General features: G+C 40.5%; 21 protein-coding genes. 9 read left to right on the forward strand and 12 right to left on the reverse strand.

What is annotated here, in order from left to right; translation table 11 throughout:
• Both ACN0V2_RS03425 and ACN0V2_RS03430 read right to left on the reverse strand, forming a co-directional pair.
• A partial coding sequence (locus tag ACN0V2_RS03425; RefSeq protein ID WP_417549385.1) for a hypothetical protein occupies positions 1-319 on the reverse strand: 319 nt, incomplete at its 3' end.
• Between the two features lie 38 nt (positions 320-357).
• Entirely contained in the window at positions 358-1596 is a 1239-nt protein-coding gene (locus tag ACN0V2_RS03430; protein WP_417549386.1) for a DNA polymerase Y family protein, read from the reverse strand.
• A 171-nt stretch (positions 1597-1767) separates the two neighbouring features.
• On the opposite strand from ACN0V2_RS03430, the gene csrA reads away from it, so the two are divergent.
• Entirely contained in the window at positions 1768-1956 is a 189-nt protein-coding gene (gene csrA, locus ACN0V2_RS03435; protein ID WP_417549387.1) for a carbon storage regulator CsrA, read from the forward strand.
• Here csrA and ACN0V2_RS03440 read toward each other — a convergent pair.
• On the reverse strand, positions 1953-2309 hold the full coding sequence (locus tag ACN0V2_RS03440) for an HNH endonuclease (protein WP_417549388.1): 357 nt from the start codon (positions 2307-2309) through the stop codon (positions 1953-1955). The genes csrA and ACN0V2_RS03440 overlap by 4 nt on opposite strands.
• 449 nt (positions 2310-2758) lie before the next feature.
• Between ACN0V2_RS03440 and ACN0V2_RS03445 the strand changes: the two genes are divergently transcribed.
• Complete coding sequence (locus tag ACN0V2_RS03445) at positions 2759-3238, forward strand: hypothetical protein (RefSeq protein ID WP_417549389.1); 480 nt, start codon at positions 2759-2761, stop codon at positions 3236-3238.
• Positions 3239-3244: 6 nt separating this feature from the next.
• Positions 3245-4078, forward strand: a complete 834-nt coding sequence (locus tag ACN0V2_RS03450; protein WP_417549390.1) for a TerB family tellurite resistance protein — start codon at positions 3245-3247, stop codon at positions 4076-4078.
• A 93-nt stretch (positions 4079-4171) separates the two neighbouring features.
• Here ACN0V2_RS03450 and ACN0V2_RS03455 read toward each other — a convergent pair whose 3' ends face one another.
• Genes ACN0V2_RS03455 through ACN0V2_RS03465 form a run of 3 tightly spaced genes read right to left on the reverse strand, consistent with a single transcriptional unit; the run spans position 4172 to position 7324 of the window.
• Entirely contained in the window at positions 4172-5347 is a 1176-nt protein-coding gene (locus tag ACN0V2_RS03455; RefSeq protein WP_417549391.1) for a hypothetical protein, read from the reverse strand.
• 58 nt (positions 5348-5405) lie between these two features.
• Positions 5406-6749, reverse strand: coding sequence for an N-6 DNA methylase (locus tag ACN0V2_RS03460; protein ID WP_417549392.1), 1344 nt, complete (start codon positions 6747-6749; stop codon positions 5406-5408).
• On the reverse strand, positions 6746-7324 hold the full coding sequence (locus ACN0V2_RS03465) for a restriction endonuclease subunit S (protein ID WP_417549393.1): 579 nt from the start codon (positions 7322-7324) through the stop codon (positions 6746-6748). The genes ACN0V2_RS03460 and ACN0V2_RS03465 overlap by 4 nt, the downstream gene beginning before the upstream one ends.
• A 166-nt stretch (positions 7325-7490) precedes the next feature.
• On the opposite strand from ACN0V2_RS03465, the gene ACN0V2_RS03470 reads away from it, so the two are divergent.
• The 5 genes from ACN0V2_RS03470 to ACN0V2_RS03490 are packed head-to-tail and all read left to right on the forward strand — an operon-like array spanning position 7491 to position 12590.
• A complete protein-coding gene (locus ACN0V2_RS03470; RefSeq protein ID WP_417549394.1) occupies positions 7491-8165 on the forward strand; it encodes a hypothetical protein in 675 nt (224 codons plus the stop codon).
• Positions 8165-9538 carry a DDE-type integrase/transposase/recombinase gene (locus tag ACN0V2_RS03475; RefSeq protein ID WP_417549395.1) on the forward strand — a complete coding sequence of 458 codons (1374 nt, stop codon included), beginning with the start codon at positions 8165-8167 and terminating at the stop codon, positions 9536-9538. Before ACN0V2_RS03470 ends, ACN0V2_RS03475 begins: the two co-directional genes overlap by 1 nt.
• Entirely contained in the window at positions 9504-10070 is a 567-nt protein-coding gene (locus ACN0V2_RS03480) for a hypothetical protein (RefSeq protein WP_417549396.1), read from the forward strand. The genes ACN0V2_RS03475 and ACN0V2_RS03480 overlap by 35 nt, the downstream gene beginning before the upstream one ends.
• Before the next feature lie 4 nt (positions 10071-10074).
• Complete coding sequence (locus tag ACN0V2_RS03485; protein WP_417549397.1) at positions 10075-11052, forward strand: TniB family NTP-binding protein; 978 nt, start codon at positions 10075-10077, stop codon at positions 11050-11052.
• Positions 11049-12590 (forward strand): TniQ family protein, encoded by a 1542-nt coding sequence (locus ACN0V2_RS03490; protein ID WP_417549398.1) that lies wholly within the window; start codon positions 11049-11051, stop codon positions 12588-12590. Before ACN0V2_RS03485 ends, ACN0V2_RS03490 begins: the two co-directional genes overlap by 4 nt.
• 635 nt (positions 12591-13225) lie before the next feature.
• Here ACN0V2_RS03490 and ACN0V2_RS03495 read toward each other — a convergent pair.
• Entirely contained in the window at positions 13226-14977 is a 1752-nt protein-coding gene (locus ACN0V2_RS03495) for a protein adenylyltransferase SelO (protein WP_417549399.1), read from the reverse strand.
• A gap of 263 nt (positions 14978-15240) precedes the next feature.
• Here ACN0V2_RS03495 and ACN0V2_RS03500 point away from each other — a divergent pair, with 263 nt between their 5' ends.
• Entirely contained in the window at positions 15241-16224 is a 984-nt protein-coding gene (locus tag ACN0V2_RS03500) for an LLM class flavin-dependent oxidoreductase (RefSeq protein ID WP_417549400.1), read from the forward strand.
• A gap of 46 nt (positions 16225-16270) precedes the next feature.
• On the opposite strand, the gene ACN0V2_RS03505 is transcribed toward ACN0V2_RS03500, so the two are convergent.
• The 5 genes from ACN0V2_RS03505 to ACN0V2_RS03525 form a co-directional block, all read right to left on the reverse strand.
• Complete coding sequence (locus ACN0V2_RS03505) at positions 16271-19720, reverse strand: DEAD/DEAH box helicase family protein (protein WP_417549401.1); 3450 nt, start codon at positions 19718-19720, stop codon at positions 16271-16273.
• A gap of 29 nt (positions 19721-19749) precedes the next feature.
• Entirely contained in the window at positions 19750-20949 is a 1200-nt protein-coding gene (locus ACN0V2_RS03510) for a restriction endonuclease subunit S (RefSeq protein WP_417549403.1), read from the reverse strand.
• Positions 20946-22427, reverse strand: coding sequence for a type I restriction-modification system subunit M (locus ACN0V2_RS03515; protein ID WP_417549405.1), 1482 nt, complete (start codon positions 22425-22427; stop codon positions 20946-20948). The genes ACN0V2_RS03510 and ACN0V2_RS03515 overlap by 4 nt, the downstream gene beginning before the upstream one ends.
• 220 nt (positions 22428-22647) lie before the next feature.
• Positions 22648-23796, reverse strand: a complete 1149-nt coding sequence (locus ACN0V2_RS03520; protein ID WP_417549407.1) for a cysteine desulfurase family protein — start codon at positions 23794-23796, stop codon at positions 22648-22650.
• Between the two features lie 133 nt (positions 23797-23929).
• Positions 23930-24730: a quinoprotein dehydrogenase-associated SoxYZ-like carrier gene (locus tag ACN0V2_RS03525; RefSeq protein WP_417549408.1), complete on the reverse strand. Its 801-nt coding sequence runs from the start codon at positions 24728-24730 to the stop codon at positions 23930-23932.
• Positions 24731-24741 lie beyond the last annotated feature (11 nt).

The following is a 24741-nucleotide window of genomic DNA, read 5'->3' on the forward strand; positions in this document are numbered from 1 at the left end:
GCTCCAGCGTCACCACATATACACGACGCTCGTTGCCCTCTTTCGCTACCAAACCTTGAATGTATTGTCCTTTCTGTAGGTCATACCAGTGACTGTGTCCCTCGAAGTCTTTTTCCATAAAACTCAATACGGGTATTTTTACGGGCTTAGGAAAATAACGTTCCCACACCCCCCCATAAATAGATTCAATTCTTGCCCAGCCGCCGATAGGTAAAAAACCTGGCTGCTTTTGTCTCCTTCCCCAAGGCAACAACTCGATTGAGCCATCTTTTTTAAGTACTGGCAGCATGGCTTTGGGATTAGGAAAATACATTCGCATGTACTCCTCGCCATATTGAAAGTGAGCTCCTCCACACATCAAATTGTTTTCCTATGACCTGTGGGCTTCCATGCGGGGGCTATTACATTTGGCATCTCACTACGGCCTATCACAGGCATGGGCGCCACAGTGAATTCGCCATAGCGTTCATTAATCTTATCGATTGCCTGATTAATTTTTTCTCGTTTGATCTGATGAGTATTATCCAAAAATAAATCCTGCTGCCGGCACTCTGTTGGGCTTAAAGCAATTATTTGCACCTGCCGGGCTTCCTGATCTGCCCAGTGCTTTTGCATAAACTGCCGACCAAGCTCATAAATTACCTGGCCATCATCGGTCGTGTTATCAATTTTGAATTTGGTACCTAACCAGCCTTCTTCGGTTTTAATGCCGATAAAAAAATGATTCGACTGAAAGTTATGCCGGCGTAATCGGGTACCCACTTTTTCAGCCATGTGCTGCAGATAAATTAAAACGGTTCGTAAATCACGGGTACCAGGCGGCATAACTTTGCCATGACCAATTGTTTTGGGTGCTTTCACCAAGGTTGTTATCGGCTCAGGATCTTTTCCCTGTGCCATTAACCAAATACGCCTGCCAGGGTTGCCAAAGCGTTTGGCCAGTATGCCAATCGGCAGCTTTTTCATATCACCGCATTTGTAAACACCGTACTTGTTCAGAAAGCTGCCAATGCCTCTGGCGATGCCACTAAGTTCAGTGACAGGTTCATCGGCGAGTCTTGCCTCAGCTTCCCAAGGCGCGATAATCGTTAATCCATCTGGCTTAACTAACTTGGCTGCAAATTTAGCTGTAGTTCTGTCCCCACTCACCCCTACGCTGCAGGTTAATCCAGAGGCATCACTTACCGTCTTTTTAACCAACTTACCAATAGCTTCCGGTGTGCCTAATAAACTCTGACATTTCGTCACATCTAGAAACGCTTCATCAACCGAATAGATTTCGAGATCCGGCGTGATCTTTTCCAACGCCTGCATAATCTGAGTGGATTTCTCTACGTAACGATGTGGCCGACTGGGTGCTTGAATGAGTTCAGGACATAACTGTCTTGCTTCTTTGAGTCGCATGCCGGTTTTCACACCATAAGCACGGGCTTCATAAGAACAAGTAATGATCGTGCTACCTAACTTGCCATTGGTAATAGCCACTGGCCGATTACGCCAAAATGGATTGTCCTGTTGCTCTACCTGAGCAAAGAAGCAATTCATATCGACTAATATAATAACTCTATCCCAGAATTTAGCGCTTTCAGGAGGCATAATTACCTTTGGTTAAACCATCACATTAACGAGAACACATTGAGAAGAGAAAATATAGAGAACCGAAATAATGTAATCAAGAAGAATATTTTGAAAGACGCTCTCAGGCTATGATGGGATAGTTTCCATTTAACCTTAATGTAAAATCAGCGGAAAAATCTGGAGACAAGGATGTTGATATTAAAAAGACAGATTGGACAGGTACTTCACATCGGGCGAGATGTCACGATTGAGGTTCTGGATATAACGGGTTTTGGGAGAAAACGTCAGGTTCGAATAGGTATTACAGCCCCCAAAGAGATAACGGTCCATCGAGAAGAAATCTATTTAAGGATTCAGGAAAAGCTTTCAAAAAGTTAACATGCCATAGATATGAATCCGGTATGCCATTTCCCCGATCTCATCCGGCTTTGCACTTTCTGTTTGTATCTCTCGGGTGAAAGCGCCTCTTTAGGTTTATGCCTTCTCGAATTACAGTAATAACAAGCCGCCACAATATTCGATTGGTTAGAGGCACCTCCATCATTAAAAGCTATAAGGTGCTCACCCGTACATTTAAATAGTTTTGCTTGTTTGAGAGTTAATTCATAACGTTGACAAAAGCTCGATACATCATTAATCCACATAGGTAGATCGCAGTAATAGCAACGTCCATTTTGTTTGTTGAAAGCTTTTGTGCGAGGAGCTCGAAGGGAAGGTCGGTTTTTTGCCATGAAGTTCTCCACTGATAAAGGTTACCTCGTCCTGCTCAGCAGAAACTAAGGAACCAGTGGATTATCCGACTGGCAAAACATGCTCGTGAAAACGAAACACTTTCTTAAATTAACAAGTTATCCAAATTTATACAACAAGCTAATCCCTAATTTTTGAACATAATAACCACAAACACTCTACCGATCTTATTGAATGTATTATTGGATGCAACTTTATTACATATCAACATGACAATTATTTTTATTATTTGCCAAGGTTCTAATATTGGTATCGCCAACATAAATTGAGTAATAATGTCAGGGTGTTAAGACAGCCTGTACACGAAGGCCCCGATACAATCGGAAGCAAGACTTTATGAGCAACAGCGTTTCAAGATGGCTGATAGTAAATAACTTGATTTTAATAACAAATTGTTTTAAAAGTTCTCACAACATTAAGGGAATAAAAAATGAGAATTACTGGAATTGATGCATCAACTGGCAAACAAGTTACTATTGAATCTGCGGATGCGAATAAAGATTTTGTTGAAGCAATGATGAATTTCAGTCTTTCTGAGGAAGATATTAAACATTTGATAGACAAATTGGATGTATCTGCAGATATAAAGTCAGCGCTGTTTACCTTTTCAAGAACAACAATTCGAATTGGTCAATCAGTCTTAAAGATAGGTCGTAAGATTATTGATTACATTGCAACCATCTTTAAAGAATTTCCTAATGCTTCTTTCGGAATGATCTTCGGAGCAATTGTAGGCTTTTTGATTTCTTCTATACCTTTTATAGGTGTTGTTTTGGGACCAATAGTCACTCCAATTATTATCGCTTTAGGAATGATTGTTGGGGTATATAACGATATTCAGGACAAGGCCTTACTAAGACGAATAACCGAAGTAAACAGTTCGTTTTATGCTTTAAGAACGGCTGGTTAAATAATAATGGTTACTGAAACCAATAAACAATGGTTTGCAAACACCGAATCTATAATTGATGAGCCACTAAAGTTCAAAGCAAAACTGGCTATTGGTGAAGATGCCTACAGTAGTCTTAAGCTCAAAAACTCCGTATTTGAAGTTTGGGATAGCGCCGGTGTAGCTTTTTCAGCGGCGGCATTAGCCAAAACTTCCACGGTCGCATCTACATTCTTTGTTCCAAGCGGAATACTCGGTGCTATTGGTATTGGCACTGCTGTAACTCCTATTGGCTGGATCATCGCTGCCGGCGCTGTGGCGGGTGGTACGTGGTTAGGTTTAGCTCGTTACATTAAGGGGCAAACTAATTCGAAAGTCACTATCATCCCAAATTTCATTAATACCCCAATAGATGTCCTTGCTATCGCTCTTTTTGATCTAATACCCCCACTTGCTTTGAAAGTAGCTCAAATAGATGGTCATATTGATGAAGTAGAGAGAAAAGCTATACGAAATTACTTCGTCAAGGAGTGGGGATACAATCCTGGATTTGTTGATGAGGCTTTATCATTTTCCGAATCAAGGCTGGATAGCCTCTCAATAAAAGAGTTAGCTCAAACCTTAGGTGAGTTCAAAAAAGTTAATAAAGATTGTAATTATAATGCGATGTCCAAAGAGATCATTAAATTTCTAACTGATGTGATGGAATCTGATGGACGAGTTGATGAGCGTGAAGAAATGGCTATTGAAAAAATCCAAGTAATTCTAACTGATATAAACCGATTCTCATTATCAGAAAAAGCGAAAAATGGTCTAATAACTCTTAAAACTTTCTCAAGAAGGTTTAACCATAAGATATGAAGCCGTTTATAACGATTTGCAATCTCACTGCTTTACAATTTTCTACCTTAAAACTTTAAAACTTTAAAACTTTAAAACTTTAAAACTCAAACATCACCACTTTAAGTTTTGTAGATTATAGCTATCAAGATCCGGAATCTTGTTGAACGTTGCAATAATTGACTCTATATTTGTTATTGGATTGAGCTTTGTAGCATATTCTTTAGCCCATACTAACCAATCTTCTTGACCTGCTGCCTGTATAGGTTTCATCTCGATCGCCTGCACCAGATTCATTACTTCCTGCGAGCGTTTATAGTCCTTAGCAAGCTTGTCCAGATGAAGCTGTCTTTGTTTATCAATCAGCTCAAGACGCTCCTGCTCAAGTTGTTCATTTCGCTCGACTCTATTTTGTTCTGCATCAGCAATGGCTTTGATTTTTCGAAGTTGCTTTAATTCAAAAACTTGTTGAATACCCAATGCGATGGCTTGGATCTGATTATCCAAAGTTGAAATCTTCCCATCAGACCATTTAGTGCGAAGACCTCTTCCATATTCCATGAGCTCAAATTCAAGCATGCCTGTTGGTTGATAAGTGTATTTATCGTACCAAGGTTTATTATCAGTTGGCTGGTTTTCAATACGTTTAAGCTTTTCTCTTATTTCAAAAGCTATTGTTATCTCGTCATGTTTTAAGACAGCCTTTTGTGATGAGTCATACTGCTCAGTCAATATGACTAAGTCAATGTCCATTGGTTTACACGTACGGATGAGCACTTCAAGTAACTGACAGGTTCTGTCGAAAGATTGCTTTGATACTTTAATGCCCATATTTGGACAGGATGAAAATGTTACCCGGGAATATTTATCAAAGCTTTGGGCTTTACCAACATTATTGCGAAGCTTGGCAATAATAGGATGGTAAGATCGAATTACAGGCAACTTAGATGGCTTATCACTTGTGATCTTAGTCTTACCCTCATTGCCCTTTATGTTGAATTTCACTTTAACTTGTTCGACAAGAGGATCTGTCCAACTCGACATATTGAAAACCACAGTATCAAGTTGTTTTTCAGTATCTTTTAATTTTGGCAAAAGCACTTTTTGAGTTTTTTTGCCATTATTCACTTTTGCCCAGTGACCCAGGGGCGGAGTCGGAATTTTATGCTTAATGCATTTCTTAGCCAGACCTTTGTCACTTAACCCAAATTGCTTGGCGAGTGTCGATATGGGAGTGAACCACACCAGGTCATATAATTTTTGCCTGCTCATTGATTTACGGTTATGCATATTCACTCCCATATGTATGACGAGTCCATAAATGAATATTTAATTTAAGATAAGGTCACTATCCCTTGAGTGCGTTTAATATAGATTGATATTTTTCTTCAATGAGTCGTTCTCTCTCAATAAATTCAGCAATTAGTTCGGCAATATCACGATTATCCTCAGGCTCGATAACATCCTTATTTTCGGGTTGAATATAATGTTTCAAGTTTAAATTAAAATCATTATTAACTATCTCTTCAAAACTGGCTGAGTAGGTCTTGTGTGAGATAGTTTCACGTGTTTTTAATATTGCTCGTACCGCATCATAGTCAATAAGTTTGTTCTCTTTGATGAACGTCTCAGCATCCAGAAAAAGCGTATCTGAATTAACACGATTTTTCCTCACGATAAGAATCGCCATAGGACTGGATGTTTTAGTTGGATATTTCTTAGGAAGAAAAATCAGAGTATCAATCAGGTTAGCTTCAACAAGCTTTTGTCTAATGTCTTTATCAGACCCAGTGCGATAAAGAACGGATACTGGCGTAATTATGTAAGCGGCCCCCTCCGCTTTTAATGAAGATATTGCACCTTGTATGTACAAAAATTCTGGCCGGTTTTTTTGTGGAAGACCATATTCAAAGTGCTCAATATCTAGTGTGGAAATATCTTTTTCGGGTGTTAATTTACTGTTTAACGACAGTAAAGCAATATCAACTTTGGAAGTAGATTTACTTACTACAGAAGTATTCTCAGACGAGAGTTTAGAACTTCCCTCCTGAAGTATGAACATGATGAGTAAAAGAGTATGGTAGTTTTTAACATGATGTGATTCAACAACAGAAGAAAGATTGGCTGGTTGAAGCTTATCCATGTTTTTAATCAATCCATAAAATATTTGCCCAGCGTTATCAAAAGGTGCTTTGACGATACTTTCATTTAATTCGATACCAGTGATATGAAACATAAATTCATTTGCTGAATACTCAAAAAAGTTATCTGTATCTTTCTGGTAGAAGGATTCAAAAATGACATCAAGAATCTGCAGCTTTGAGAGTCCCCTCTTCTCCATACAAACGAAAAGATCATAAACAGCATAAAAAATATCTGACAAATCCAACTCTTCTGAGCCAAAGGATTTAGATAATTCATCTAATCGGGGATAAATTACTTTTAGTTCAGGCAATTCTTCAGCGTAATCATCATATATCGGCTGCAATAGCGTCCACTGTTGAAATATTGCTCCATTGTCATATAGCTCTTTAATGTATTCCTTTTTAAAAAGTGTCGCTTTATGAATTACTAACGGTGTAAAGATACCTAACGACATTAGAACAGCGTCATCTAGATCAAGATGTTTAAGCGCGACCTGTTTTAAGGCTTGGGCAGATTGTTCGATATGGTGGGATGTTATAACAGTCATTTTTCACCCATAGAGTGGTTGGCTAGATCTGTTTCTCTAATAATATGCTTGATATGTATATCTTTAAGTGTTTTAGCTTGTGCTTGGTAAAGCTCGTGTAAGCCAACAATTTCTTCCTGAATAGCTAGGTCTGGTAACTTAAGACTTATATTCTCTAGTGAACTTTTTTTAATCAACTTTGAATAATTGCCTTCAGAAACTTGAATTAAGTATTGCTGCATTGGCGTTTGGTTAATCAGCCATACGATATAAGCAGGTAAAATTTGGTTTGATTTAACCCTTAAATGAAAAAAATGTGGGGTGCAGACGGCTTGTTCTTCAAGTCCCTTAACCAATACAGCGAAATGCTGACTGCCTTTTGCTATAAATAAAATGTCTTCATTCTTAACCCATTCGCTGGGTGCTCTGTAGGGCAATTCTGTGACTATCAAATCTTTAGCATTCAATCCTTCGCGCATATCTACATCTTTTAGCTGAATGACGGGAACACCTTTGTGAACTGGTTCAATTTTCTTACGAAATGGATAACCTGTTGATATATCCAACACATCTGTGAGCAATATCTCTAATTGCATCAGTATCTTATCCTTAACAAATGATGATTAAATAATCTATTTTTAGACCCATTATAGCATTGCAGCATTCACCTTGCTGCTATTTTCCATTGACACTTTCCCAGAAAAATACAAAATGCGCCTCCACTACAGCATCTGTCTTGCTGTTGTTAAAGGAGTGTGAATTATGTACACAATTCAAAACCAAATTACGTTAGCTATGGAGGTGAAACCTCGGCTAGGAGTTTTACAAGGAAGCAGGGTTTTTAACAAAGGACGGCATGGCAGAAAAATTATTTTCTTCCCGAGCGTTAAGAATGGAAAAACACTTATGCCATGTGAAGGTGAGCTGGAAGCGGCACATGCTTTATGGATGGAATTTGATAGCTCTATTGCTGAATACAAACTTCAACCATTTGAGATTAACACAGGTTCCAGAAGGTATACCCCTGATGCCATGTTGATTCACACAGATGGACATATCTCCTTCCGACAGATCAAACCACACAGTGTGTTGGAAAACGATTCTGTGAAATCACTTTTAGCGGATGTTGAAAATTACTTTTCTTGTAACGGTTTTCGTCATGACACATTGACCGAAAGAGATTTTCTCAAAATGACTGACCATCGTAATCGGGAAATTATATATGCCGGTTTAAAGCTAAGTGTTACGCATAGCCAAATGGAATATGCCAAACACTTATTGCCTCAAGGTGTTTCAGGTGATTTCAAAAAGCTTCACAAGTTGTTGGTAAAAAATAACCTTCCCCCTCAATTGCTTGAGCATCTGCTTCATGTGGGGTATCTGACCTTCGACAAACATTCAATTATCACGGCTGACACTATTCTGGAGGTTGCGTAATGATTACTGAAAATTTAAATACGGGCGATCGGTTAGCTTGGGGCGGTGTTGAATATGAGATTGGTCATATCGACAGAAGAACTATTCGCTTTATGAAAACACGTGGCGGAGACGCAGTGATTAAATCGATCAGTGAGTTTAAATCTTGGGCTAAACATAAGAAAATCAAAGTCATTTCAGCATCAAAAGATGAAAGTGCACGTTATGCAAACGTTCTTTCAGTTAAAGAAAAAGGTGAGCTGGAAAGACGCATGGCTTTCGTCAAAGGCGTTACAGATGTCTTTAGTAACTACAGTTCAAAAGATATATCTGGACCAAGCAAGCTTATAAATGAAATAGCCAGTATTAGAAATGAGACTGCCCCTGGCTTTAGCACTGTATGTTCATGGATTAAAAAATTCATCAATAGTAACTATAACCACCATTCTTTGTTACCTAGATGGAAAAACCAGAAAAGGAGCTCAAAGTTTGGAGGTGAGATTGAGCAGTTTATTTCCGATGAGGTTGATCATTATTACCTGAACAATAAAATTCGATTCAATGCTTATGAAATTGCTTATGAATTACATGCAAAGCTAGAAGATTTCACTCTCACTTCGGGGTTACCTTCAACGATTCAAATACCCTCTGTAAGAACACTTCAGAGACGTATAAGTGAAATTGATCCTTATAAAAAACTGAAACAGATTTACGGCAAAGAGAAAGCCGGTAAGGTTCTTAAGGCTGCAGGAAAACAAATTGACTTAATACGTATATTTCAGGCTGTCGAAGCTGATGGGAATCATATTGACGTTATCATCGTAAACGAACTAAAGAAAATTCTTGGTCGTGCTTACCTGACAGTCTTAATAGATCGTTTTTCCCGAAGCATCTTATCTTATGAAATTAGTGTTATCCCATTTTCTTCGCATACCTTACAAATTGCATTAAAAGGGGCATTTAATACTGATAATGGTCTTCCAGGAGGAAAAATTGAGCGATTAATCGTTGATAATGGTGGTGATTACATCTCAAGTTCAATTAAGAACCTGTGTAATTACAGCGGCATAGAGATCGAATATGCTCCACCACGAACTCCTAATAGTAAACCTTTTATTGAGCGTTTTTTTAAAACACTCAACTCTCAATTCATTCATAAATTACCTGGCACAACCTTTTCTAATCCAGATCATAGGGGTGGCTATGATTCTGTTGGAGAAGCTCAAATGACCCTGAAAGAGCTTCGAGAAGCTCTCGATAAGTTTATCGGCATGTATCACAACAGTTTTCATCAGGGGCTAAACCCAGATAATGCAGAGAGAGCTAAACAGACATGTAATACATACTTTGCCATCGGAAATGATAGATCGCGTTGCAAAAACAGTAATAACTAGAACTATTAATAAAGGGCGAATTACAGCATTCAATTCGAAATGGTTTTCTCATGCACTGAGAACCATTGAACATAAATTTGAAGGAATGGGAATTTCAAAAAAAGACAGAAAAGTTGACGTATATGTCGATGTTCTCAATCTGGGTAAATTGCTAATAAAAGACCCGTTTGAAGAAGATAATTTTATCGTAGCTGAGAGTACTACGCCGATTTATCACAACGGTTTGTCACTCTATGAGCACAATTTATTTCAAGAGAAAAGATCTGCAGAATTCAAGGTTGACTTAAAAACCCAACGAGCACTGACAATAGAAAGAATGGAGTTTATTAGAAGTTTACATCAGTCGAATTCAAAAAGTGATCGTAAAAAAATTGCACGATTATCTGAAGTTGATTCGGAAGATATTGATTCAGAAGATATTGATTATATTGAACCTAAGGAGAAAATTGTGGAAAAGAAACAAAATAAAGCATCACCCATTAATTTACGACAAAAGATAAGTGCACCTACCTTTGAAGTTGAGGAGGATTAATATCATGGATCGTAATTTAATTGAACGGCTAGCTAAAACTGAAGAGATTCACAATATCGGTATTAAACATAATGGTAGTGAGCAAGTTTTTAATTTCCTCGAAGAAACAATTTTAATCACTGAGGAAAATAGGATAAAAGGAATTACACGATCAGCGACTAATAATATTTGTTTAATAGGCGAAACTGGTGCGGGAAAAACAAGATTGAGCAGTAGAATACTCAAAAGGTTTCCTATTCAAGAAGTGAGTAGAGATAATTTCAAAATCACTAAGATCCCTACCTTATATGCAAGTAATACTGGCCGGTCCCTTAACGGTTTAGCTAATGCAATGCTTTCTCAGCTAAATGACCCTGGTATCAAGTTAAGACCTACGCTCATCGAACTCACAGCAAAACTAAGTCAACAGTTAAAGTCGGCTGAAACGAATTTGATTATGCTTGATGAATTTCATGAAATATCAACTATAGGAAATGCCGTTGTCGTGATGAATTGGTTGAAATCATTGACCAATGCAACTCTGACACCAGTCATGATAATGGGAACCCCTGCTTTAAAATCTCTTATTGAATCAAATGAGGAAGTTAAACGAAGATTTAGAGTTATAGAACTTGAAAAACTTGAATTTTCAACATTGGATTCGAACTGCCCCTTCAACTCTTTCTCAGCAGGTTTAGCTGAAAAATTTAAGCAAATAATGTCACTAAAATCATTCCCTGCATTCGATAACATGGCCGACTTAATTAGATTAAATCTTGCTACAAATGGTTATCCCGGCAATATTAGTGAGCTATACAAATCAGCTGCTAAATTAGCTATACGTGAAGGTGTGAATGAAGTGAAACTTCATCATTTTCGTGATGTATATAATTATGATAAATGTACAAATCTTCAGATTAAGACGTTAAACCCATTTACTGTTGAAGAAGATAAATTGTTAACCGTTTTTCATAATAACAACAAAAAAGTGAAAAGATCGTGAGTAAACCCTACTCATTAATCGCCATTCCTGTGCCTTATGAAGATGAGGCACCAGGAAGCCTTTTATTAAGGGCTTCTGCAAAAAATGGTTATTCCACACCGATGAAGCTTTTGAAAGTTTTAGAATCTATTGTGAACCCGGTGAAGAAGCTTCCAATAAAACTTGAGACAATATTACGTCAGAAAGAAGCTTATCTAAATGCCTGTGATTTACTAACCATAAACATAAGCGTGTCTCACGTCTCTATCCCTACAGGCAACAGCCAAACATTTGCTCGTCAAGATTTTTTTGGCATCGATATGCAGACTAGACTAATTCGTAAAACCAGTCACTTTTGTCCATTGTGTGTGGCAGATAGACCTTATTTCAAGAGACAATGGGATCATGAGTTTATGCTTTCATGTTCAGAACATAATGTTCGCTTGGTTAACAAATGTTATGCATGCCATGAGCCAATTACATGGCAAAGAAAAAGTGTACATGTTTGCAATTGTGGTGCTGATTTACTAGGTTCTGATGTCGTTCCTCAAAAAAATGAATCGTCAGTCGTATTAAGCGAATTTTTTCTAAGTCAGAATCGTGAAGGATATGAAACCTTTTTAGATTTCTATCAAGCGTTAGTGATCTATTTTGGTGGAGATCATCATATGGTTTGTTTAGATTATGCAGCAATTGGATATAGCTCTGAAATGGCACTAGCCGAAATTCTATTTGATGAACTTCGTGATTCTGAGGGTATTCGGCAATTTCATCCAAAATTATCCTTGATAGACTTCATGGCGTCCTGTAACCCTAGAGTCAAAAAAGTTGCAGAATTAGTAAATGACAAAGTTGCTAATCTCAATGGATTTGAGGTCTTCAACTATGACTATGACGATATGCTTGATCTAAAAGAAGTGTCAGCGACTTTGGGTATAGATAACAAGCAGGTTTTAGAGTTAAGAAACCATGAGATCCTAAAAAGTTTTCAAGCCAAACCAAATGCCAAAAAACGTATTTTGAAAAGTGCAGTTAATGCTTTATTAATGAATCTATCAAACATAGCGTTAAGTGATGTTAAGAAGTTTGTTTCATTAAGAGATCTATTAAATGATTCAAAATATGATCTCAGGTTTTTTCAAGTCATTAAAAATGTATTAGATGGAAATATAAAGTTGATGAGGTTCTCATGGCAAGATTCTTTATTAGACATGCTAATAGAACGACCTCTACCTGTTTCACCAATCGAATCATATAAAGAATTAGTTCCACTCAAAGACTTTATTAGCTTTTCTCTTCTTGATTCGAATGTTATACGTGATCGAATCCGGGAAAACTCACTGATTGAATATTATGAAAATGATGGTAATTCAAAATATTTAACCCTTGATAATGCTGAAATTCTTTTAAAATATATTAAAGAAAGAGCTCAGCTTAAGAAAACCATAGATAGATTGCAACCTCTTCAATCATCAGAAATCCCTAAAAAGAAATTTCGTATTCTCTCTTATCATGATAAATCACTATCTGTACACAGAAGAGTAATCATTCCAGTATAATCAGGCACTTAAGTAGTAGATTTTGATCAAGCACTCCCTCCTTACCTAACTCCGTTCACTTTTCATTTTTAGTCTTCATGCACTAATGTTCGTGCGATATACTCCAGATCAATTCTGATTATTCCTTATATAAATATATACCCTTACATAATTTATTAATTTTTATATTTTTGACATGTTTTGTTAAAAGAGATATAAAGTTATTGATTGGATTTATTTAAAATTGGTTGGAAAAATATCTGAAGATTAATGGAAAAAAAGCACTTAAATCTCAAACTTGATGACATATTGTCTCAATACTTTTGGTGGTTATATTATTAACTTTTTGATTTATAATAAACCGAGATTTAATGAGTTTGACAATTAACGGAAAATCAGTTTCGAGAGATATTCCGATAATCTGTGTTATGACAAAAAGTTTGGTTTTCTAAGATGGTTCAGAATTTAAAATCTGAGTGTTTTTACGATACAAACCCCACAACATTTTAAAATCCGAAATTTCTGCTCATTGGGTTAATCTAAAAAATAGATGAATTTGAGTTTTTAATACGGCTTTTCTTTTAATCTTTTTATATATCTCAGCAGATGTTTCTCAAATGATTACTGGCATTAATGATTCTGGGTATTTCGTAAAATCAGGATGAGCAACTGTAATAAGCTACGCCGCCGACTTCAAACAACTCGGGAGCTTTCAACCTGTAGTATTTGTCCTCAACTTGTTTAGATTGCTCTTCGTATGGCTTGGTCATGATTTCTTGCAGCTCTCGAAGTAGCGAGTAGTCCCCCGCCGCTGCTTGCTGATAAGCCGGTACAACGAACCATTCTCGCAAACTGTATTTCGGGTTAACCAGTTTCATCTTTCTTGAAAGTTCATCATGAGAAAAAGCTTGAGCCACATCAGTATCGGTAGTGTTGGCCTTAATAATCGCTTTCCATTTAGTGAGCCATTCTGACCAGCGATTATTCATCTCTTCAGGGGCTTTGTTATACGTCGGGTTCTTGTAAAAGCTTTTTTGGAGTGGTCCTATGTCGTCGGGCACCGATGACAGTTCGCGAAAGAAAATGGTGTAATCAACTGACGTTTGCATCATCAGCGATACAAGCTCGCTAAATAACTCCTCGTTAAAAATATCAAGCCCAAGTTTGGCTGCCCACATTTTCTCCATTTGCACCTGCATTACTGATGCAAAGTTGCTTTGAATTTCGTCCAGTTCTTGCAGAGTGTCCTGATGCGAAGTCAACAACGGCCTTAGTGCCGTACAAAACATTTGAAAGTTTTTTTCCGCTGCAACAGGTTGATTCAAAAATGCGAAATGTTGACCTCCTCCCGTCCATGACTGGAAGTACGGATCAAACATATCGCAGAATCCGAATGGACCATAGTCGAGTGTAAATCCACCTGCGGCACAATTGTCACTGTTGAAATTACCCTGGCAATAGCCGACACGGATCCAATTGGCAACAAGCGATGTCAGTCGGCTTCGGAACTCGCTGGCAAGCAACAATACTTTTTCGGGAGTGCTCAGGCTTTGCTCAATGACGTCTCCATACTCACGATTGATGAGGTGTAAAACTATCTGCTCCAGCTCTTCCATCGCTCGCGGGTGCTCATTGCTACGGGCACGCCGTCCAAAAAGCTCAATTTGACCAACCCGGATGAAAGACGGCGCGACCCGCGTTGAGATTGCTGCTGGCTCTGATATAACCATATCTGGATCCATCGAACGTGAGCCTTCTGAGTACCACGGTCGCCTTACTTTTTCGGTTTTCGACACGTACAGACTTAAAGACCTTGACGTTGGAACCCCAAGCGCGTGCATATGCTCCTGTGCCAGAAACTCTCGAACACTTGATCGCAAAACAGCGCGTCCATCCGCGCCGCGGCAGTACGGTGTCCGACCGCCACCTTTTAGCTGCATTTCCCAGCGATGACCTTTAACGACGGCCTCTAGCACCGAAATAGCCCGACCGTCGCCGTATCCGTTGCCGGTCTGAAACGGACATTGCTGTTTGTATTCGGTGCCATATATAGAGAGTGCATAGCCAGTCGCCCATCCAATCTTACGCATCGGCTCCGGAACATTTGTCAGGTCGGCGGAGAACACACGCATAAAGTCGGTCGACTGAGCCATGCTATCGGCGAAGCCCAGTTCGCGAAACAGGTTTTTACTGTGCGAGACGTACTCGGGATTTTCGAGTGGCGTGGGACTGACCGGGACAAAGTGGCCTGAGAAGACTTGACGGGGATAGTGGTCGGCTCCATTCGATGTCGCGTCAGGATCAGCATTGAGCGAGTCCATATACGAGTAGCTTGCTAACTTAGCAAGATTATCGAGATTGGAGATGGTTTCCATAGAATTGGTTTGCTGGGGCGGTCGGTTAATCATAGGTTTCCAGATGAGGCGGGAATAAAGGTGGCTTCCCTGCTGCGTGTTCGATCGCAATGGAGGTTTGCTCGATTGCGGGGCAAGACTTGTGAGTATAACTTGAACCCTGTCTTAGTTTCACTGGAAGGATTCACATCTCAGACAGCAGCCTCACATGTCATTGCTCTTCAATAATTAGATATCTGTTTTATGGATTGCCATACAAACTTGATCCCAAATGTTACCGTAGTAAGAGTCAACAACAAAATGAGTTGAAATTACATATGCCCCCCCTATCTATTCTGGAACTTGGCCGTGTACGCCAAGGCTCTGACCGCCGAACGGCACTTAATGATGCCAGAACATATGCCCAGCAAGCTGAGCGTTTGGGATACAAACGCATATGGGTAGCGGAGCATCATAATATGCCTGGTGTCACCACTGCAGCCACCTCCATTGTCATTGGCCATATCGTGGCGGGGACTAGCAGCATCCGCGTGGGTGCCGGTGGCATCATGCTGCCTAATCATGCGCCATATGTGATTGCCGAGCAGTTCGGTACATTGGAAGCCCTTTTCCCCGGTCGTATCGATCTTGGATTGGGCCGTGCTCCCGGGACCGACCAAATGACCTTACGTGCTTTGCGTCGAGATCCGGCCAACGCTGACCATTTCCCGCAGGATGTGCAGGAATTACAGGCTTTTCTTGCCCCCAAGGGTGACTCCCAACGGATTGAGGCTGTACCTGGTTCAGGGAGCAATGTGCCAATTTGGATATTAGGATCTAGCCTATTTGGTGCACAACTGGCGGCGAGTCTGGGGCTGCCTTATGGTTTCGCCTCTCATTTTGCCCCACAAGCGCTTTATCAGGCGCTTAACGTCTATCGAAACAATTTCAAACCTTCGGCACAGCTGAATAAGCCATATGCGATGGTTGGAGTCAATGTGATCGCGGCTGATACTGACGAGGAAGCTCGCTACCTTGCAACATCACAGCAGATGTCATTTACTGACCTCTTTCGCGGTACTCGCGGCTTGATGCAGCCACCTATCGAGGATATAGAAACCTACTGGTCTCCGCAGGAAAAAGCCCAAGCAGGACAAATGCTGGATTGCAGTGTCATTGGTAGCCGTGAGACCGTACGAGATGGTTTGCAAAAGCTTATCGAGAAAACAGAAGCTGACGAGCTAATGATCGTTTCTGACATTTTTGATACCGGAAAGCGGCAACGTTCTATCGAAATTACAGCGCAAGCAATGGCTTCTTGAGCAAATCCAAATCCCACGAGATTTTAAATTCTGAATAAGACGTTGATTAACTGACATTCGCCAGTGCATTGCCATTCACATGATCAATCAAACTAATCACTTTGGTCGCTGCGGCATCGTCAAACACGCCCAATAAGCCTTGATCATGAATATGCGTAAATGGCGGTTCAAACAACATGGATTTATCAATCACGCCATTTTTAGTCAGATAGCTGATGATGTTGTTGATAAAAGTCATTTGGTCGGCTTCCAGATTGCCAGCTTGAATAAACTCGGCAAAATGCGTCTGGGCGGCAGCCATATCCAGACCGACAATATTCCGAATAAACACGCCTAAGGGTTTATCACCATAAGTATCAATATAATCCTGTTTGGTACCAACTGTTTTGCCATCAAACAGAATGCTTTCCAGTAAATTGATTTCGGTTTCGGTAATGGCTTTATTGCTTTTCAGCTTTTGAATCACCAGATGATCACTATGACTTCGCACATAGGACTCTACCCTGTCTTTATAACTTTGCAGCGTGATATACGTGCCGATGGGCTCATGGATGCTGATGCCGTCATGATCCAACGTGTCTTCAAAAGAAGTTTCTACAACAGGTTGTTGATCTTTATCGAGATATTTCATCAAATCTCGTAAAGATAATCGCACATCATCCAGACGATTCACATTGATAGATTGCCAGAATGGTTCTGTTTGTAATTCATTTAACAGCGTTTTTTGCAGGGCCACCGCTGGAATATTTTGCTTTTTTAACAAGGCATTAGCTGTGCTGCTAAGTTTGTTAATAAACTGGCTTAAGCTATGCGAGCCGGTTAACAAGGCAATCTGAAAGTTCAGCACCAGGATATCGAAACGTCTGGCAAATTCATCATCATTTTTATCGGCTAATACCAGATTGGCCAGTTCGGTGTTGATATCCAGCAAATCACTTTTGGATAGATTGTGCCAGCGCTTTTTATCACTAAACTCAACCACATATCTGAGCTTGGCTTTCACCACAAAACGGTTTCTATCAAGATCGGAAATCGACTGATACAGTTCATTAATATAACTTTCGGCTAATGCCCCCTGCTCTTGCGTTCTATCAATATCATCACGAATCAGCATGGCGACTTCCAGCTTTGCTTCAAACACTTGCTGAATCAGGCTTTTAACCAGTCTTCCTTGCACGCCATCCGGGTTGGCATCAAAAAACTCAAAATTCTGACAATAATCAAAAATCACAAAATGCGTTTTATCCTGGCCAGGCCCAAACAAATCAGTACATAAACGGGTACCACGACCAATCATCTGCCAGAATTTCGTTGGGGATTTCACTGGTTTGAAAAACACCAGATTGACCACGCGTGGTGCATCGACACCGGTATCCATCATATCGACTGACACGGCGATTTGTGGATTATGTTCTTCATAAGGATCAACGAACATTTCCAGCAGATCCTGGGCTTTTGATTCGTAGTTATCGATGACCCGTAAAAAATGCCCGGCATATTCGGGATAATTTTTATTAAAGCGTTCTTCTATAAACACCGCATGGGCATGGCTTTTAGCAAAAATAATGGTTTTACCGAGTTTGTCACCGCCCTGCACTTTAATGCCGTAAGTCATTAAATAATCTAGTACTTTATCCACGGTGTCGGTGTTAAATAACCATTTATTCAGCGCCGCACTTTCAATCTCATCAGGCGCTTCACCTTGGGTAGGATCACCAAACTTTTCTTCATACTGGGCTTTTTCATGGTCAGATAATTGATTGTAATGTACCCCTTCACGCATAAATTTCAGCGGTACAGAGATTGCTTTGGGTGGCACCAAAAAGCCTTCTTCGACGGCTTTATCGAGTTCATAGGCAAAGGTTGGATTATTATCTTCGATGCCAAATAAACCGTAGGTATTGTGATCGACTTCGGCTTTGGGGGTGGCGGTCAGCCCAATCAGCAAGGCATCAAAATAATCAAAAATGGCTTTATATTTCTGATACACCGAGCGATGCGCTTCATCGATGATAATCAGATCAAAATGCCCGATACCGTAAAAACGAGTATCGGTGTTTCGCATGCCATCAATGCGGTTCATGATGGTCGGATAAGTTGAAAACACCAATCGGGTGCCGTTATCTTCTTTTTCTTTGGTCAAATCAATGGCGGATAAATGTGGCAGCAGTTCACTAAAATTGTTTTTTGCCTGTGATACCAAGGCATTGCGGTCGGCAAGAAACAAGACTCGCTTGGCCCAGTTACATTTGGTGAGCATATCGACAATCGCAGCGGCCGTGCGGGTTTTACCACTGCCCGTCGCCATCACTAATAAACTTTGCCGTGCCCTGCCCCGTAATTCACCTCGGCTGTTTTGGGTAACGGTATTTTCAGCCACCCGAGCCACGGCTTCTAATTGATAGGCTCTTCCAGCAATCGCTTCATTCACTTTAAAATCACGACAATCAGTTCGGGTGCTGCGCCGCTCGATCAGTAACTGCAATTCATCTTTGCTGTAAAAGCCCTGAACTTCACGCTCCGGATAAAACTGATCATCCCAGAGATAGGTTTCAAAGCCGCTACTATAAAAAATAATCGGCCGCTGGCCTTTTAACTGTTGCAGGCAATCGGCATAAAGCTCCGCCTGATGTTTGCCTTTACGCGAATCAACCATGGTTTTTTTGGCTTCAATCACCGCCAGTGGCAAACCATCATCGCCCCACAACACATAATCAATATAGCCTTTGCCTGATGGATTGGTGCTTTTTGGCATGCCGGTCACGGGATATTCAAGGTGATATCCCTCCTGCAAATCATCCCAACCGGCTTCTTTAAGGGATAAATCAATATAACGACGGCGGGTTTCGGCTTCGGATACCAACAAAGGCACAGCGGCTTCAATATTGATCGTCTGTTCACGCGCCTGTTTGCGCTCAGCCAATAAGGTTTTTTGTTGTTCGATCTGCTGTTTTAACTGGGCGTTTTGTTCAGCCAGTTCACGTTGCCTGATTTCAGCTTCGCGCTCGATGGTGTTTTTGGCTGCCACATCGGCCACGGTATCGGCCAGTTGTTGTGCATTGGGCTGGGTAGGCTGGCCATGTGGGATTAAGGCCTCATCAAATACCTGCGGTTCGGGGGTTTGTTTGCCGTAATAAATCGCCAAATGGCGCATAAAACGATACAGGTATTTCAGCGAGGCAAGCGCATCCTGCTGGCTAACTGGTTTGCCATGGGCAGCGATATTACCAGTTTTGCGTATCAGATTAAGTTCGTTAAATAAGGTGTTGTTAAATAATGATTTAAAGCTATGTTCATGCAGCAAGGTGCTTAAGTCTGCACGCCAAGGACGGCTTAAAGAACGGTCGTGGTCATACAACCAGTTCACCGCATTTTCGAGGCTAGAACGGCAGAAAATCGCCGAGGCTTTCGGGGAGAGAAACGTCAGTTGTTCTGCTTCAACAGCATCGGCATACAATGCCGGAAAATCGTTTTGCAGAAACTGAAAATTACTCATCAATGCTTCCCTGCTATTGGTCCATGACGCTATGCTGCCTTATCTGCCGTTAATTCGCCAGTAAAAGCGCGCTGTAACAAGCTGTTAAATAAAGCTTCGGACTTTTGCAGATTGATTTGGGCTTGTTGTTTTTGTTGTTCGATTAATGCAATGCGGTCATCAAATTGGTTTTGGAGTTCTAAAGGAGGTATAGGTATTTTTAATGCTTTTATATCATTAAAATTGAGTCCAGCTTTAACACCACCTTTATTTGACTGGTTTAACTGCCTTCTACCGCCAATTGACGAGATATATTCGCTAACATAAAAAGGCACAAAGCCACTTTTGAGCCTAATAATTGCGAGATGTTGGTTAATATGTGCTTTTGGAAGACCCACAGGGATTACCGCTGTTCTACCTAAATCAGCTGTTATTGATAAGAGAATATCTCCAGCCTTCACAGTAGTTCGTTTAGCCTCAGTAGTATTTGGAGCCTTAACATAAGCAATCTCATCAAGTGATAGTCGATTTTTACCAACATTCTGTATTCTTAGAAATAAATCACCAGTATCTGAATAGTATTTAGCCCAACCTCTTGAACCACTAGTAATGAAATCTGTTATTTCATCAAGTAATTTTGTATTCCAGTTGAGTGGGTTAATGACTGGATCACCAAACATTTCCAAAAACAGGGATTGGCTGAGCGCGGTGTAATGCTCAACCAGTTGCTGGTCTTTTTGTCTGAGGCTATCCGCTGCATCCAAAATCGTGGCAACCTGCTTTTGCTCTGCCAATGGTGGGAGTGGGATTTGAAGTTTCTTTAGATTTCCGGCAGAAAAACTTGCCTGATTTACAGACTGGTTACTGATTTTGTTAATCATTCCCTTAAACTTAGGCGTGTTAAAAAAATAGTAAATAAATTTTGAAGATATAAAATCACTATTAGGCCTGAGGTTTAACAAATTCATAGCATGAATTAATTTATCGGGTTTATTTTGATAGCAAGCACACTTACCCAGGTGTTTAGGGCTGTTAATATGAGACATAAGTATGTCCCCATCTTTTAGAAGATAGTTTTCATACTCAGAAGCATCAATAATATTTGCATAACCAAACCGTTCAGAATCAATAGTTGAATTCCATATCGTCTCTATTCGAGTAACAGGTATACCCGAAGCGTTTTCGCTCTGCTTGATTGATGCGCCATTGCGAACAAATTCAAATACATCACCAATATAAACATTATTCACCCCAGCAACTCCTTCAACATCTGCAAGGCTTGGCTACGCTCTTTATCCAGTTGCTCTATTTCAGCAATGATTTTTGCTGGTGAATCATATTCCATCTGTTCATACACCACTTCTTTATAGCGGTTGATGCTTAAATCCCAGTCGTTTTGTTTGATTTCATCGAAGGGCACCATAAAGCTTTTTTCGGTGCGTTTTCGGTGAACTTCTTTGTCGAGGTTTTTAAAGCGTTGGATGATATCGGGGATATCATCGTTTTTAATCGGGCTGCGTTTATCGTCGAGCGAATAGCCATCGGCTTGCATATCGTAAAACCAGACATTATCAGTGCCGCCATTATTGGTTTTGGTGAAAATCACCACGGCAGTACTGACCCCGGCATAAGGTTTAAATACGCCGCTGGGCATGGAAATAATAGCTTCGAGGCGTTGTTTTTCCACCAGGGTTTGACGCAGTTGTTTATGGGCATTGGATGAACCAAATAACACGCCATCAGGAATAATCACTGCACTGCGGCCACCGACTTTGAGCATGCGTAAAATCAAGGCGATAAACAGCAATTCGGTTTTTTTGGTTTTCACTGTTTTCAGCAGTGAGCTTTCCACACCGTCGTAATCCAAAGAACCTTTAAACGGTGGGTTGGCCAGAATCAGGCTGAATTGTTCACGACTACTGGCGTTGCTTTCACCTAAGGCATCCAGACCAATCAGATTGGGTTTATCAACGGCGTGCAATTGCAGGTTCATCGCTGCAATGCGCAGCATGGTGCTATCAAACTCGATGCCGGTAAACATACCGCTGTTGAAGTGATCACGGAAAGTTTGATCATGCAGCCAGTCGGGATGATGCTGATAAATATATTCACCCGAAGCCACCAGAAATCCCGCGGTACCACAGGCCGGATCGCAAATGGTGTCTTCGCGATTGGGTTGCATCATTTCTACCATCATTTTGATGATATGACGCGGTGTGCGGAATTGACCGTTGGTGCCGGCAGAAGCAATTTTGGAAAGCAGATATTCGTATAAATCGCCTTTGGTATCGCGATCCTCCATCTGGATTTTATCGATCATCTGCACAACCTGATCCAGCAACTTCGGCGTCGGGATCATAAAGGTCGCGCCTTTCATATACTGGGCGAACACACCGGCCTGATTGCCCACTTGTTTCATATGCTCAAACACCGTGAGGTTGTCGGCTTCCAGTTGAGGTTGGGTAAACAACGCAAACATCGATTGAGGGTCACGATCTTTGAAGTTGTGCCAGCGAAATAGTTGATGTTGCGGTTGATATAACGGCGCTTTGACCTGGCCACCAATCATATTGGCTTTTTTCTCTTCCAGCTGCTGGGTTTCATCCAACCTGCGTAAAAACAGCAGATAGGTGAATTGTTCGATAACGGTCAGTGGATTACTGACGCCCCCTGTCCAGAATGTTTCCCATATTTTATCGACTTGGCTTTTCAGTTCACCGGTGACCATTTTATGACTTTTTATAATTGTAAAATTCAGGGGCCTGATTCTCCCCGATTGAACCCCGGCTGACAAGCTTGAACATATTGGAAGATGAGCAGTCGATCAGGTTGAAGATAACTCTTTAACTGGGAATAACTACGATCAGATTTTAGCTTTAAATATATTCACTACAAACTTATCTATAAAGTTAAGTCTGATTTTGTGAATGCTTCATCAAAGCCTTTTTTTACACTTTTACAAGTTGTTGATAAATAATTTCTACGGCACGGTCAATTTGTGCGGCATCGGTGTAACGGCCGAAACTGAATCTGAGTGAAGACATCGCTTCTACTTCTGTCAAACCTATCGCCGATAAAACATGAGATGCTTGTGGATATTCACTATTACAGGCTGATCCTGTGGAAGCACAAATTTCAGGTTGCATCGCTGCTAATAAGTTTGTGGCGTTAACATTTGCAAACCTGATATTCAGACACCCCGGATGTGAGTTATCCGCTGTGCCATTAATATTGAAATCAATATTTTTTTGTTTGAGACCTTTCAGAAAACGTTGCTTCATGGCAGCCAGCCAGGTTCTATTGTGCACTGCCCCTTCCCTGCATAACTCCATAGCTTTGGCAAAACCCACTGATAATCCTGTTGGCAGGGTGCCAGAACGTAGACCAAATTGCTGGCCGCCACCATGGATAAACGGTGGCAGCGACGCTTGCAGTGAATTCTTGATATAAAGCGCCCCAATGCCTTTCGGTCCGTATACCTTATGTGCCGATAAACTCAACATATCGACATTCCATTGTTTGACATCAATATCAATCGCTTCAGGAGCTTGTGCAGCGTCACAATGAAAGATTGCACCAACTTCGTGAGCTAATTCGGCAAGTTTCAGCACTGGCTGAACCACACCAATTTCATTATTGACCGCCATAATGGAAACGAACAAGACCTGTTTGTTAAGCATTGATTGATAAGCATCAATATCCACTAACCCGGTCGAATCCACCGGAATTTCGCTGACCTGATAGCCGAGTTTATGAGCAAAAAAATACGCTGCGTTTTTAATACATTTATGCTCAATTGCACTGATCAAAATGGTTTTACGCTGGGTGGTATTGGCAAACAGGACCGTTGCAATCGCCTGGTTGTTAGCCTCTGTTGCACCTGAAGTAAAGATGACTTCTTCGGTTGAGGCTCCGATTGCTGATTCCACTTTGGTTCTGGCCATCTCAGCTGCTTTTGCAGATTGGCGTCCAAGAAAATGTGCTGAATGAGGATTGGCAAACAAATCTTCACTATAAATCGCCATGGCTTCACGAACTTCTGGTTCCAAAGGAGTTGTAGCTTGATAATCTAAATATATGGAGTTGCCAATCAGCACTATGATTTCCTGTAATTAAAACGATTTTAGAGCAGGTTATTTATTTTGCCTGCCATTTAAATTGATGACGGAGCGTTATTCAAATAAACAGACCTTAGCAGTAACCCATGAAAACAAAACGATCAATATTGATTCAGATAGTTTTATCTGCCGTGTAATGCGTATCTTTACTATCAATAACTGTCGCTTCCAAAACACCTGATTTAGTTGGTTTGAATGTAAAATGCACACTGGGATCTTCACTGAACGAAATACCCATATCGACACTGAATAATGGTTGGTCAGCATAAGTTACATCCATGGTCTTTACATAATGAGCAGGAATATAACGTCTGGTTTCTTGGTCGAACTGTAAGCCATTGTAGTTTGGATGGCTGATCATAACCTGGGCTGGAATATCATGACCTATTTCGGGCTTACGCATTCTGATTTGCATTTTACCCAGACGTGATTTAACCGCTTCTGGATCTTTTTGTACTGGTGCACTACAGCCACCTGATGCTTTCACAAAACGCGATACCATGTGTAATGATCCGTCATTCATTTCAACAATCGCTCGGACATTAGAGTATTGCTGAAAGCGCATGCGAAACGTCAAGTCCACCTTTTCCATAGCTGGATTAAGATGAAAATTGGCGGAATAAGGCTCTGGATTATCATCAATTATGATGTGGATGTTTTTAATATAACTTTCTGCTGTCTGAGGTTTGAGTGATTTAAGCGTCAACGGCACAATCGCAGCATCTTCTGCACGCGATGGTGCCTCCAAAATCAACCAGTCATCGGCATCAGTTAAGATGGTTTTGTTCTCAAAATATATCTCTTTAAGAACGGGCCACATCGGTTCTTTTTTTGTGTCAGCATGAGCTGCATTTAAGAGCAGAAAAGTAACAGATGCTGCCAAAAGTAAGTGACGTAAGATTTTGTTAAACATGTGCATTCCCC

Source organism: Methylophaga sp., from assembly GCF_048266885.1.
In the GTDB taxonomy this organism is placed as follows: domain Bacteria; phylum Pseudomonadota; class Gammaproteobacteria; order Nitrosococcales; family Methylophagaceae; genus Methylophaga.